This is a genomic window from Acinetobacter gyllenbergii (genome assembly GCF_001682515.1).
Taxonomy (GTDB): domain Bacteria; phylum Pseudomonadota; class Gammaproteobacteria; order Pseudomonadales; family Moraxellaceae; genus Acinetobacter; species Acinetobacter gyllenbergii.
The window spans coordinates 67,703-80,540 of the sequence record NZ_KV575263.1 but is presented as its reverse complement, the minus strand read 5'-3'; the positions used below and the strand labels follow the sequence as shown (position 1 = coordinate 80,540).

At 39.9% G+C, this 12,838-nt stretch carries 14 protein-coding genes; 4 read left to right on the top strand and 10 right to left on the bottom strand.

Features of this window, described 5'->3' with window-relative positions:
* Positions 1 to 53 precede the first annotated feature (53 nt).
* Positions 54 to 947, top strand: coding sequence for a LysR family transcriptional regulator (locus NG55_RS09480; protein ID WP_065343112.1), 894 nt, complete (start codon positions 54 to 56; stop codon positions 945 to 947).
* Positions 948 to 1,212: 265 nt separating this feature from the next.
* Here NG55_RS09480 and NG55_RS21370 read toward each other — a convergent pair whose 3' ends face one another.
* Complete coding sequence (locus NG55_RS21370; RefSeq protein ID WP_016542257.1) at positions 1,213 to 1,338, bottom strand: hypothetical protein; 126 nt, start codon at positions 1,336 to 1,338, stop codon at positions 1,213 to 1,215.
* Positions 1,339 to 1,434: 96 nt separating this feature from the next.
* Here NG55_RS21370 and NG55_RS09475 point away from each other — a divergent pair, with 96 nt between their 5' ends.
* Complete coding sequence (locus tag NG55_RS09475) at positions 1,435 to 2,331, top strand: LysR family transcriptional regulator (RefSeq protein ID WP_065343111.1); 897 nt, start codon at positions 1,435 to 1,437, stop codon at positions 2,329 to 2,331.
* Positions 2,332 to 2,589: 258 nt separating this feature from the next.
* Here NG55_RS09475 and NG55_RS09470 read toward each other — a convergent pair whose 3' ends face one another.
* Positions 2,590 to 3,399: a PhzF family phenazine biosynthesis protein gene (locus NG55_RS09470; RefSeq protein WP_065343110.1), complete on the bottom strand. Its 810-nt coding sequence runs from the start codon at positions 3,397 to 3,399 to the stop codon at positions 2,590 to 2,592.
* A 200-nt stretch (positions 3,400 to 3,599) separates the two neighbouring features.
* Between NG55_RS09470 and NG55_RS09465 the strand changes: the two genes are divergently transcribed.
* Positions 3,600 to 4,205, top strand: a complete 606-nt coding sequence (locus NG55_RS09465; RefSeq protein WP_065343109.1) for a LysE family translocator — start codon at positions 3,600 to 3,602, stop codon at positions 4,203 to 4,205.
* Here NG55_RS09465 and NG55_RS09460 read toward each other — a convergent pair.
* The 6 genes from NG55_RS09460 to NG55_RS09435 all read right to left on the bottom strand — a co-directional run bounded on the left by NG55_RS09460 (position 4,186) and on the right by NG55_RS09435 (position 11,007).
* Positions 4,186 to 5,082, bottom strand: a complete 897-nt coding sequence (locus tag NG55_RS09460; protein WP_065343108.1) for a LysR family transcriptional regulator — start codon at positions 5,080 to 5,082, stop codon at positions 4,186 to 4,188. The genes NG55_RS09465 and NG55_RS09460 overlap by 20 nt on opposite strands.
* 358 nt (positions 5,083 to 5,440) lie before the next feature.
* The gene (asd, locus tag NG55_RS09455) at positions 5,441 to 6,292 is read right to left on the bottom strand and encodes an archaetidylserine decarboxylase (RefSeq protein WP_065343107.1); all 852 of its coding nucleotides are present in this window, start codon (positions 6,290 to 6,292) and stop codon (positions 5,441 to 5,443) included.
* Positions 6,289 to 7,137, bottom strand: a complete 849-nt coding sequence (locus NG55_RS09450; RefSeq protein WP_065343106.1) for a sulfurtransferase — start codon at positions 7,135 to 7,137, stop codon at positions 6,289 to 6,291. The genes asd and NG55_RS09450 overlap by 4 nt, the downstream gene beginning before the upstream one ends.
* A gap of 374 nt (positions 7,138 to 7,511) precedes the next feature.
* Entirely contained in the window at positions 7,512 to 8,729 is a 1,218-nt protein-coding gene (gene pncB / locus NG55_RS09445; protein ID WP_065343105.1) for a nicotinate phosphoribosyltransferase, read from the bottom strand.
* Between the two features lie 143 nt (positions 8,730 to 8,872).
* Entirely contained in the window at positions 8,873 to 9,358 is a 486-nt protein-coding gene (locus tag NG55_RS09440) for an ankyrin repeat domain-containing protein (RefSeq protein WP_065343104.1), read from the bottom strand.
* Between the two features lie 125 nt (positions 9,359 to 9,483).
* A complete protein-coding gene (locus NG55_RS09435; RefSeq protein WP_065343103.1) occupies positions 9,484 to 11,007 on the bottom strand; it encodes a catalase in 1,524 nt (507 codons plus the stop codon).
* Positions 11,008 to 11,201: 194 nt separating this feature from the next.
* On the opposite strand from NG55_RS09435, the gene dtd reads away from it, so the two are divergent.
* Positions 11,202 to 11,642, top strand: coding sequence for a D-aminoacyl-tRNA deacylase (gene dtd, locus NG55_RS09430; RefSeq protein WP_065343102.1), 441 nt, complete (start codon positions 11,202 to 11,204; stop codon positions 11,640 to 11,642).
* 50 nt (positions 11,643 to 11,692) lie between these two features.
* On the opposite strand, the gene NG55_RS09425 is transcribed toward dtd, so the two are convergent.
* Entirely contained in the window at positions 11,693 to 12,172 is a 480-nt protein-coding gene (locus tag NG55_RS09425; protein ID WP_004657026.1) for a hypothetical protein, read from the bottom strand.
* Between the two features lie 148 nt (positions 12,173 to 12,320).
* Complete coding sequence (gene aciT, locus NG55_RS09420; protein ID WP_004657025.1) at positions 12,321 to 12,656, bottom strand: ciprofloxacin tolerance protein AciT; 336 nt, start codon at positions 12,654 to 12,656, stop codon at positions 12,321 to 12,323.
* Positions 12,657 to 12,838 lie beyond the last annotated feature (182 nt).

The window sequence follows — 12,838 nt, the reverse complement described above, 5'->3', positions numbered from 1 at the left end:
AAATTTGATAAAAAAAGTCAATCGTTATCAGACTGACTGACAAGTAAATCGCCATGAAACTAAATCGTGAACAGCTTGAACTGATCCTTGAAATTATGGATCGTGGTAATTTTTCCGCTGCAGCGCGCGCCTTAAATCGAGTGCCATCAGCAGTCAGCATGGCGATTGCCAATCTCGAAGCAGAGCTAAATTTAAAATTGTTTGAACGTAGCAAAAATCATCTTGCCCCCACCGAAGTTGCGCTTTCAATCGAACCGCATGCCCGATTAATTCTGACTAAATTAGGTCAGCTCGACCTGCATCTGACTGAACTTTCAACTGGACTCGAGACCAGTCTCTGCATTGGCATTGCTGCGGATGTGAATCAAAAGTTTTTATTGGCGGGGATTGAACAACTGATTCAACGTTATCCCTTGTTAAATATTGATATGGTCAGCGCACCACAACAGGAGCTCAAAACACGACTGCATAATAACGAAATTGATCTGTATATTGCCTATAGTTCATCACAACTCGATAATAATGAACGCTTTCGTTTATTGGGCATGGAACAATTTGTTGCGGCAGTTTCCCCCAAAGATGCACAACAGCTCAAAGCGCAGAATAAAAATGAACTCACCATGCTGTCTGAACTCAGACAAATTATTGTAGCCAGCAAACATTATCCATTACCTGACAGTCGAGTACTGGTCTCAGATTCATGCTGGTATAGCGATAATTTATCTATAGCCATTGATATGGTGGAACAAGGGCTCGGTTGGGGTAATTTTCCGCTTTCCGTAGTGCAAACGCATTTTGCCAAACAACGTCTAGTACGCTTAGCTTTTCTCGATACCACCAATGGACTGGATATGCCGATTCATGCGATTTGGCCAGCTTATAAGCCACTGAGCAAATCCATGCAACTCTTGATTGAACTGTGGGAAAAACAAATCCATCGCGCATAAAAAAAGCCCGACATCCGAGTCGGGCTTTTTCGTATTCCTTTCACTAGATACAACTCCTGTCATATCTCACATCCTGATGCGCAAACTTATCATTCTTGTTTTATGTTTTGGAACTTCCTGTTCCTGATGAGTTCATATTAGGCAATTCGTCTGAGGCTGAAAATGGGACATTGCCTTTAATCGGTGTAAGAAAAAGCGTACACTGCCGAGCTTTCTCACCCTTTAAAAAGTCAGTAAATATATGGAACGGAACACGGAGAACGTATCAATCTCCTAATAAATCAATCGACTGCCCTTTCGTCATCACACCCATATACTGATCATAGCTTTGTGCCAGTAGACAAATCACTACAGCAGCAATTAAAGTCAAAATCTTATTTCTCATTGTCATCGTCAGCGACCTGAATCAAGGATCTATAAAAAAGGTATAAGATTTCTTCCATCTAATCTAATATAGAAAAAACAAGCACTGATCTAATTTTGAGATATGTGGACCTTCAAACAATTTAATTATCTAATCACGATTGTTGAAACTGGGGGCTTTATTGCTGCCTCGGAGAAGCTGTTTATTGCTCAATCGGCCCTAAGCAGACAAATCAAAAATTTAGAAGAAGAAATCGGTTTTGAAATTTTTGATCGATCCGAGAAAAAAATTAGACTCACACCTGCAGGTGAAGCACTGTATAAAAGTCTAAAAACCAATATTGATCATTTAAAAAGTTCCATTGTCAGCGCCCAAAGTATCAGTCGGGGTGAAGGTCGAATCATTAAAATTGCCCATTCCAGTAGTATCGTATTAGATCAAAACAAGCTGGAAATTTTTGAACAGCTCTGTGATACCCATCATATTGATATCGAGATGAATACTTTATCCTCTGAGTTACAACTCGAATATTTATTGAATGGGACGATTGATCTGGGTTTTATCCGCCCCCCGATTTATCATAATTTGAGTGATGTCAATTCGATCAGTTTATATACCGCTCCTTTATACGTCGCTGCCCATATTTCAGATCCATTTTTAAGTGAAAAAGAAAGTATCTCGATCCGTGAATTGGCACCCTTGGATTTTGTTTCTGTGCCACATAAAGCCCGTGGTGGCTTGAGCTATTTGGCCGCCAATTTATGTTTGGTCAATGGCTTTAATCCGAAAAGAACTCGAATTTACTCAAGAAAAAGGTCGCAACTGGAACTGGTCGCCAATGGCTTTGGTATTTGTATTGTGCCTGAAGAATTTAACGTGATTCTCCCCAGCAACGTCAGACTCATTCCAATTCAGGATGAGAACACGCTCAGCGAAGTGAAACTCATCTGGAAAAAGGATGAAGACTCGATCATTGACCGTTGTGCAGCCTCGATTCATGCCTATTACAGTGCCAAGTAAATCAACTAAACAACTGACTGTGTTTCAACTCAAATGAAAAAAGCCCGACATCCGAGTCGGGCTTTTCCGTATTCCTTTCACTAGATACAACTCCTGTCATATCTCACGTCCTGATGCACAAACTTATCATTCTTGTTTTATGTTTTGGAACTTCCTGTTCCTGATGAGTTGATATTAGGCAATTCCACTGAGGCTGAAAATGGGACATTGCCCTGAATTGATGTAAGCAAAAACGTACATGGTTTTTTAGTTCATCAATTAAATGAAAATTTCACCTTCTAGATATAAGCGACATTCGCCTGAAATTTCAATTCGGTCATTTTCAAGTAACTTGCAATACAGTACGCCCCCTCGTTTTGAAGCTTGGTAAGCAACAATATTTTCTTTGTTGATGAATGGCTGCCAAAGCGGTATCAGTGATGTATGTAATGAACCCGTGACAGGATCTTCATCAATTCCCATTGAGGGCGTAAAGTAACGGGAGACAAGGTCAAACTGAGCAAAGCCTTCATCTATAGCATCATTTAATGTGGTAATCGCGACACGTCGCCCACCAAGTTTTTTTATCAGATCAAAATTCGGCTGTTCATTTAAAACGGTTTGGGTATTTGGATAGATCACGATATAGGCCTGTGGATTGATATACACTTCAGTGATTTCTTGAGACAGACTGTCTTTTAAGGCTTGGGGAATCACCTCTAATCGATGAGGAATCTGTACAGGAAAATTCATTTTGATTCGGCCCTTTTCACTGCGAGTAATAAAAAACTCGCCCAAGTTCGCCACATGAAAAACTAACGATTCAATTTCAGGTTGATTTTTAAAAATAATAAAACTGGTCGCTAGCGTGCCATAACCACAAAACTGCACTTCTTTGACGGGTGAAAACCACTTAATTTCATAATTTTGATCATCAATTTTTCTGGCAAAACTGGTCTCTGACAAATTGTTTTCTAATGCAATGTTTTGCATTACATGCTGATCTAACCACTGTTCTAATAACACAACCGCAGCAGGGTTTCCTTTAAATACTTGATCACTAAATGCATCGACTTGGTAAATTTTCATGATTTCTAGCAGCAATAATTTTTAGATAAGATACTCAACTCATGCACCCAATAATGTTTGTTTTTGATGAATAAAATGCGTTACTGCTTCACTTTAAACCCTCAAAAAATCAAAATCTAATTTTGATAAAACCAGACTAATCTTATTTAAACCAAACGGTATCATCTCATTTTAAGCTTTAATTAAAAAAGATATCAGTAATGTCTCTTTCTATACTTATCAGTATGTTTGTTTTCTCATTCACCATGTCCATTTCACCTGGACCAATTAACATTACCATTCTTTCATCCAGCTTAATGTATGGATTTAGAAAAACACTGCCCTTTATCTCAGGTGCAAGCATTGGCTTTAGTTTACTGCTTATATTTTTAGGTTTTGGGATATCTAAAACCATCATGCATTACCCTACATTTTTTATGATCATTGAGGTTTTAGGTAGCTTATTTATTTTCTATCTCGGTCAAAAAATTATCTTTTCAAAAGCAGAAGTTGAAATATCAAACAATATCGTTACTGCTAAATTTATGGATGGATTTCTCTTACAATGGCTCAATCCCAAAGCATGGATTGCCTGCCTCTCTGGTATCTCATTATTTTCTTCACCAGTGAGTTATCATCCCTTGATTCTATTTATCCTCATCTATTTCTTTACTTGCTATATCTGTTTAATCCTTTGGGGCATTTCGGGGCATCATCTCGCCAAAATATTAACCAACTCACACCAGCTCAAAATCCTGAATATTTTAATGGGCGGGTCTTTAATCATTCTATCCATTTATATGCTGATCAAACTCTTTTGGCATTAAATGATTGATACAACCGCTCAAGCAAGGCATAGGCAATCCCATTCATTGGAATATTAGCAGGCCAAACTGCATAAACACGTAACGGCTCTAGTATCCAAGCGGGTAAAACTTTTACGACTTTCCCCTGTTCAAGATCGGCTTGGATTAAATCATCAGGAGGTGCTGCCAGCCCTGCATTTAATTTTACCAGTTCATATGAGGCTTCAACATTATTCACATAAATATAAGGCTGATATGAAATTTCTATTTCTTCTCCTGTATGTTTATGCCGCAATATTCTCTTATTTTTTCTCATACTCAAACCAATCCATTTCATCTGGATCAGATCTTTAGGATGAGTAATAACGTGCTGCTGATTTAAAAACTCAGGGGTTGCAACGATACTTCGGGCTAAAGGAAATAGATAGCGAGCTTTAAATGAACTATCTGGAAGCTCGCCAATTCGAACAGCAATATCCACATTCTCAGCGATCAAATCTGTCCGGCTATCATCACAAGTAATATGTACAGTTAAGTCCTGATACACCTCACAAAATGTTGTGATACATTGCATTAACTCACTATGGATAAAAACCGCAGGAATCGAAATATGCAATTGTGTCTTTCTCAGAATAGAACGTTGCTTAAAATCTGAAATACCTGATTCATAGGTTGCCAACATAACTTGGGCGGTATCTAAAAGTTTTTGCCCATCGTGAGTTAAGGTCATTTTCCGCGTATTTCGATAAAATAAGGCACACTCTAAATTCTTTTCCAATTTGGCCAAATGCAGACTAACCGTTGCGGTAGATAAGCCTAATGCTTTGGCCCCTTTTGAAATTGAACCAAACTCAGCAATTTTCGCAAAAATAATTAAATATCTGATATCTTCAATCATACGTTTCAATCTACAGCAGATAAATGCATAAACAGGAGCAAAATTAATCAGATATCGTCATGTTTCTTTTATAACGCATATAAAAATTGAAACTGGATAATGCTGCTGAAAAAATACAATACAGCATAAAAACAGTCATATTGATCAGTGGTCGATCCAGAAAGTAGTTACTGAATATGGTTGCGAAAGTTAAAATTCCTAAAAATTCAAAAAATGAAAATTGTGGTATTAAAAATTTCATCATTATTTGCCTTTATTTTAAATTATCTGAGATTATTTCAAGTACTACAAAATATATAAGATTTAAACTATAAATAAAAAGCCCCAATTTTGGAGCTTTTTAAAAATTACATCTAAATTAAACCGAATGACCTAAACGCTCACCCATCACCACTGTCGAATTGGCTTTAAACTGTTCTTCCCAAACCATTTTATCTTTTTCAAATAAAACCACAGCGGTTGAACCTAGGTAGAAACGACCTAACTCTGCACCTTTATCCAATTTCATTTGATGATGTTGCAATTCAACTTTGCCAGAGGGTTTCACTTTACCTGTCGCAACCGTTTCAATCCCTGCCACAATCATGGCGCCAACTAAAACCACCGCCATACGACCCAGCTCGGTATCAAACAAACACACCATACGTTCATTACGTGCAAACAAACCCGGTACGTTTTCAGCCGTGGTTTGGTTGACCGAGAACAACTCACCTGGAATATATAAAGTTTCGGTCAATGTGCCCGCCAAAGGCATATGGACGCGATGATAATCTTTTGGCGATAAATACACGGTCGCAAATTGACCATCCTGAAAAGGTTTTGCCAGTTGTGGATCACCAATCAATTTCTCAACAGAAAAGCTTTGACCTTTGGCTTGAAAAATATCACCCGCTTCAATTTTACCGAGCTGTGAAATCGCACCATCGGCTGGACAAACAATGCTATCCACTTGTTCATCGATGCCACGGACACCCTCTTTTAACGCACGGGTAAAAAATTCATTAAATGACTTATATTGCAATGCATTGCTTTGCGCCGCAATGCTCATATCAATGCCATATTTTGCTTTGAAGGCCTGAATCACAGCAGTTTTTACCAAGACATTTTCACTTGCGGCAACCTTACCAACCACACGACTCAGTTGATGTTGTGGCACAAGATTCTGTGCTTTGATAAAGAGTTGTTTTTTTAAATCTGCTGTAAAACTCAAGACGGTGACTCCCCTGAAATAATAGGACTATCGAGGCGATTGCCCCATTCACTCCACGCACCATCGTAAGCTCTCACTTGCCAATTGAGCAATCTTGCCAAAATATACGCCAAGCCAGAACGGTGATGAGACTGACAGTACACCACCACAGGTTGTTGTAAATTAAAGCCTAATTGTTCTAAACGTTGTTGTGTGCGTTCAAGCGGGTGTAATTTTAGATGATTTTCACGGTTTAGGGCAGTACTCCATTCAAAATGCAGTGCATTTGGGATGTGACCGCCGCGTCGCGCAGCGAGGCGTAAGCCTGTATATTCCTCGTTAGTACGGCAATCCCAGAGTTGAATATTTTCTTGTTCAACTTGTTGTAACAATTCATGATATTCGATTCGATGCTGCTGTACCGTATCTAAATCAACCTTGAACAGATCAGCAACGGGTTGGACTGGATCAACTTCAGCTGTGGTCGGTAAACCTGCGCCCAACCAGCCGTGAATACCGCCATTAATCAAACTGGTGCGGTTAAAACCCAAGCAATGTAAATTCCAGATTAAACGTCCAGCCCACGCCCCACCTTCATCGTCATAAACCACGACATGATGCTGAGGTGAAATATTTAACTTCTCAATTAAGGCCTGTAAACCTGCTAACTCAGGCAATACCCCATTGGCTTGTTCTTGTTGTGCAACCAAGTATTTAGGTTGTAAATGAATTGCATGGGGAATATGCAATTGTTCATATACCGAAGCTCGGCTTAAATCGACAATACGAATCAACTCGCTGCCCAAATACGGCACCAGTTGTTCAGGCTCAATCAGTAAACCCAGTTTAAAATCTACGTCAGTCATGGTTATGCTGTTTTATCATCCGCATTGGGGATGATATTAACATAGCCGACTTTTTATCTTTGTCTGATTTTTTGCATTCATTTAGCAGAAAAGTAGATATACCGACTGATGAATATCCATAATGCTTTTGAGGTTTGATATGACCTATCCTATGAAATAGGATACTCGAAAACGTCATCCACAACCTGCGTAATATCTACAAGATATTGTTTCTGCGAAATATAAAATAGTCGAAGGAAATGAACAGGTTTTGTGGATGACAATGGTTTTGCCTACTTTTCCCGAAAGAAAAGTAGGTCGAACCGAAGGTTGAACCTAATATTTAAAAAATGCCCAGTAAGATACCGCCATCACCATCCTCTAAATTTGTTTGCTTAGACACTAACTTCGCTCTCTTCAATATCAAACACCTGACGCAAATACGCCAAGAAGGTATCATTATCAGTCATAGTCTTACCCGGACTATCCGAAATCTTCGCTACCGACTGACGATTACACTCCACCAATTTCAACACAATATTCAACGGCTTCTGCCCCATATCATTGGTCAAATTAGTACCAATCCCGAAGCTTACCTGAAAACGGTCTTTAAAATACTGATGCAATAACCATGCTTTTTCCAAATTCAACCCATCACTAAAGGTCAACATCTTGGTCTTGGTATCAATCTTGAGTTTGCGATAATGTGCATACGCCTTATCACCCCACTCATACGGGTCACCACTGTCGTGGCGTAAACCATCAAACAGCTTGGCAAAATACAAATCAAAATCACGCAGGAAAGCATCCATTCCCACCACATCGGTCAAGGCAATACCCAAATCACCACGATATTCTTGTACCCATGCTTCCAAAGCTGCTTTCTGGAAATTACGTAATCGCACATCAAGCGCTTGAAACGCCTGCAAGAACTCATGTGCCATGGTACCAATCGGACTAATCCCTAATTGCTTGGCCAACAATACATTACTGGTACCACGAAAGACTTTAGGTGCAACAGCCTGAAATGCCTGTACCACATGCTTCTGCCATTCAAAACTATAACGGCGGCGTGTGCCAAAATCAGAGACTAAGAACGGTGGCTCTTTATCTTGTTGTTCTTGGGCATAATGCTGTAATTGCAGCAATTTCTGTTGCAGGCGGCGTTCACCCTCAAGCAATACCTCATCGCTACGAATACGACGGAAATACAATTCATTGACGATAGCTAAGACAAAAATCTCAAACATCATCGCCTGAACCATAGGCCCTTCAATTCGGATATCTAAACGCCCAGCCTCATCAATACTGGCTTGGATAAAACGACGTTTCAGTTGGAACAGTTCCAGATAATCAACAAAATCACTTTTAATAAAACGCAATGAACGCAGGTACTGTAATTCATCTTCTGCAAAACGCAGTTCACACAGCAAATCCAGCTGCTGATTCAAGTCATCCAAAATATCTACTAAAGGATAAACCGTATCTTCTAAATTGCGGCAACGAAATAAATACACACTATGCGTTTGCGGAAACTGATGCAACACCACCTGTAACATGGTGAATTTATATAAGTCGGTATCCAGTAAAGATTGAATAATTGGTGTAGACATGACTGAATTAGGATCTATTCTATTTCAAGCATTAAAGCATACTTTTATCCAGAAATGAGACTGTCTACGACGATGGATATTTTTCTCAAAATCATCTGATTGAACGTCTTTTAAAATTCAATAGTTTAGAGCAATAGCAAAGCTTAATTGGATTGCTCAGCCTGAATCTGCTTTAACTGTTGCTGTTGTCCGAATTGAATTGCAAACTGTTCAGCGCTGAGTTGACCCATTTTTGCGGCATTAACATCACAATCGACCTGACGCAATTGTTTGGCAATGCTCCATTCCGCTTTGACAATCGCCCCCATTAAGGCGGTATGTCCACGCTTGTCTCGAAGACAACGATTGGCGCCTTGTTTAATCAAAACATCAACCGCTTCTTTTTGCCCATAATAGCTCGCCATCATCAGTGCGCTATAACCAGAGTGATCCTGCACATCGATCGGAAAACCATGCTTTAAAAACTCTTGTAAAACCTCAGTATTGCCAACTTTTGCTGCTGAAAAGAACAGCTCAATCACTTCATCTGAACCGTTCACTGCGGTCGAAACTGTGTTCGCATAACTTGAGACGGATAAACTACCGCAGAATAGGCCGATTGCACATAATGTAGCTCGTAAATGAATCATCACAATATCCTAAAATTGAATCAGGAGTGCCTGTAACGCTCGCCCTAGGTGCAGGAAAGGCTATTGAGGTTACAGGACTTTCTGGGGGTAACATTCAGGCACCTGTTACCACATGCTAAAACGACTTATTCGTCTTTCAATTGCGCTGCTTTCGCTTGAGCATTTTTAAGATTGACACCCACAGCCTTGGCAAGACGTGTTCCATAATCTGCATCGGCTTTATAGAAATAAGACACCATGATGGTCTTGGTCTCGATATCTTTGACTTGTCCAAGGTCTGCAGCAAGATTACGAATCAAGTCATTCTTTTCGATTGCAGAATAACTGCGATATAACTCACCTGCCTGTTTAAATGGCTGCTCTTTTTGAATCGCATGCTGCATCACTGTTCCTTGTAAAGGTGTAGCAACTGCACGTGCAATCTCAGTTGAAGGCTTCGGTTCAATCGTACTTGGCTCATAATTGACATGTGACTCAGTTTGTCCCATGTTCATAAAACCTTCTTGGTTGTTGTTATTCACCGCAACCCGAGGACGATTCACTGGAATCTGTTGATGATTGGCACCTAAACGATATAACTGGGTATCCGAATAAGAGAAGATACGACCTTGTAATAAACGGTCTTCTGACGGTTCAATACCTGGAATCAAGTTGCCTGGTGCAAAAGCCGATTGTTCCGTTTCCTGAAAGAAATTCTTCGGCATACGATTCAACGTCAAGGTTCCGACTTTGACTTCAGGCACCGCATCACTTGGCCAAATTTTAGTTGCATCTAATGGATTGAAATCAAATTTATCTAAGTCTTTTGGATCAAGTACCTGAATGTACAAATCCCATTTTGGATAATTACCTGCATTCACATTTTTATACATATCATTGGTTAAATGATTCCAGTCACGACCTTGAACTTCACGTACCTGATCAAGATTCAAGCCTTTCACGCCTTGTTTAGAACGCCAGTTGAACTTAACGTACTTATATTCGCCTTTGTCGTTATAGAGTTTAAAAGCATGCACGCCAAAGCCATCTAGCGTGCGGTAGCTTTCTGGTGTGCCTAAATTTGAATAAACATAGGTCAACATATTGATTGACCAAGGCTGGCTTTTTAAGAAATCAAAAATACGATTCGGATCTTGGACATTGCTGACTGGATCAGGCTTCATGGCATGAACAAAATCAGGGAACTTGATTGCATCACGGATAAAGAATACTGGCAGATTATTGCCGACCAAATCCCAATTGCCTTGCTGAGTATAGAATTTCACGGCAAAACCATGCGGATCACGTGCGGTTTCAGGCGAACCCTTCGGATGGATGACGGTTGAGAAGCGGACAAAAACAGGTGTGGTTGTACCAGTCTTAAACATCGATGCGACAGTTAAATCAGACAAATCTTTTGTTGCGACAAAATCACCATAGACGCCTGTACCACGTGCATGCACCACACGCTCGGGAATACGTTCACGGCCAAAACGTTGTAATTTTTGAATCAGCTGGACATCTTGCAACAAGGTTGCGCCATTGGCACCCGCGGTCATGGAGTTTTGATTGTCACCTACAGGTGCACCATTGTCTTTGGTTAAAGGGGCTGCATACGCAGTGCTCAGCGTTGCTGCCATTATTGTGAATAAAAATGTTCGCTTAAACATACTGTTAAATCCAAAATCTAAATACCTTTCCTGCACGGGGACTATACAAAGATTTAGACAATAGATAAAAAAGATAATTTTAATAAAATAAATCGAAAAATAAGATCAAAGACAATCTAGTGCCTTGATGAGGTCATGCTGAACAAGCAAATCTGTTAGACTGCTGCCCTGATTCAATACCGATCTTCATTTTTATGCGCGCATTAATTCAACGTGTCCTCGAAGCCAAAGTTGTGGTTGAAGGGCAAACCACAGGCGAGATTCAACACGGCTTATTGGTGTTTTTAGGTCTAGGTAAAGACGATACTTTAGAAAAAGGCCAAAAGCTGATTGATAAAATCTTGAAGTATCGTATTTTTGATGATGAACAAGGTAAAATGGGCTGGAATGTCAGCCAAGCCAATGGTGGACTGCTACTGGTCTCTCAATTTACGCTGATGGCGCAAACACAAAAAGGCTTAAGACCAGATTTTGGCCCTGCCATGCCACCTGCAGCAGCCAAAGACCTGTATGAGCAATTGGTCAAGTACGCACAACAACAATTTAACCATGTCCAAACTGGGATTTTTGCCGCAGATATGAAAGTGCATCTGATCAATGACGGTCCAGTGACTTTTAACCTAGAAGTCGAATAAGTCGTGGCAATAAAAAACTCCCCAGTGGGGAGTTTTTTATGTCAGCGTATTTATTTGCCTGTTTTTTCTTTAATAAAGGCACGTGCTTGACGAATTTTTTCTTTGACTGGTTTTGGCACTTTTGGTGGAATCAATTTCGCTGCTTGGTTAAACCACACCAATAAGCTAAAGTCACCTTCCATTTTGATGCTACCATCTTGCATACCCGTCATAAATGCGGTTGGGTCACCTTTCAACAAAGTTTTAACACCTTGCTCGCTTGATGCAAATTGTAAAATAAAGTCTGCTTTTTCTGGGCTACCTGCAACCGTATCAATCTTGCCACGATTCACAAGAATCTGACGAGCAAAGCCTAAATCTGTACCAATCTGAATACGGAATTCACGGTCATGTACCAATTCAATAAACTTTGGGCTGGTACGTGCCAATTGCTTCATACGCAATGCCAAACCTGCCACTAATAAATCCAGCGGATCAGTGCTTACATCAACGATAGGTAACTTAACCACAGGTAAAGAAGAAAGCTTCATGACAATTATGCCTACAGTATTATGATGAAAATTAAGACAACCGTATCCTAGCACAGTTGTAGAGCGGTCTGTAAAAGCTTTGTTGCAAAAAATTAGTACAAAAAAGGCATGCTGAGCATGCCTTTGATGTTGTTCGAATTATTATAATTTATCTGCTAGAACATTGTTGCTGGTCATCCTTATAAACAGGTGTATGTTCAATATACTGGCGATTTGCCAGCTGTTTTTGTGCTTGTTTGTCTTCACGTAAAAGAATAAATGTAACCGTCATCATCGCGAGGCTCAAGGCGGTTAGGTAGCTATAAGCAACGGACATCTCGAACATGGTTTGCACACCAAAGCGCACCACTTCTAATAGTCCCCAGCACAGCATACCTGCCAACATAAAACCTAACCAACGACGATAAGGAGAAAAGAAAACAGCAATAACTGCGACAGCGATTAAGCCAAATCCAACCAACATGGTGAAATTCGCTGCTTCCATAGAAACCTCCGTCTTAAAAAGGGTGATCTGTATCGTGTTCAGACCTCTATCTTGTTCTGTAATCTCTAACAGTACTTCGTGTTGCATTAACGTCTTTATGCATTATGGAGCGTTTTTTTTAGAAAAAAAGAGCCTGAAATTAACCTTACGACACAAGCTGTCGCAATATGCTTTTGTCATTA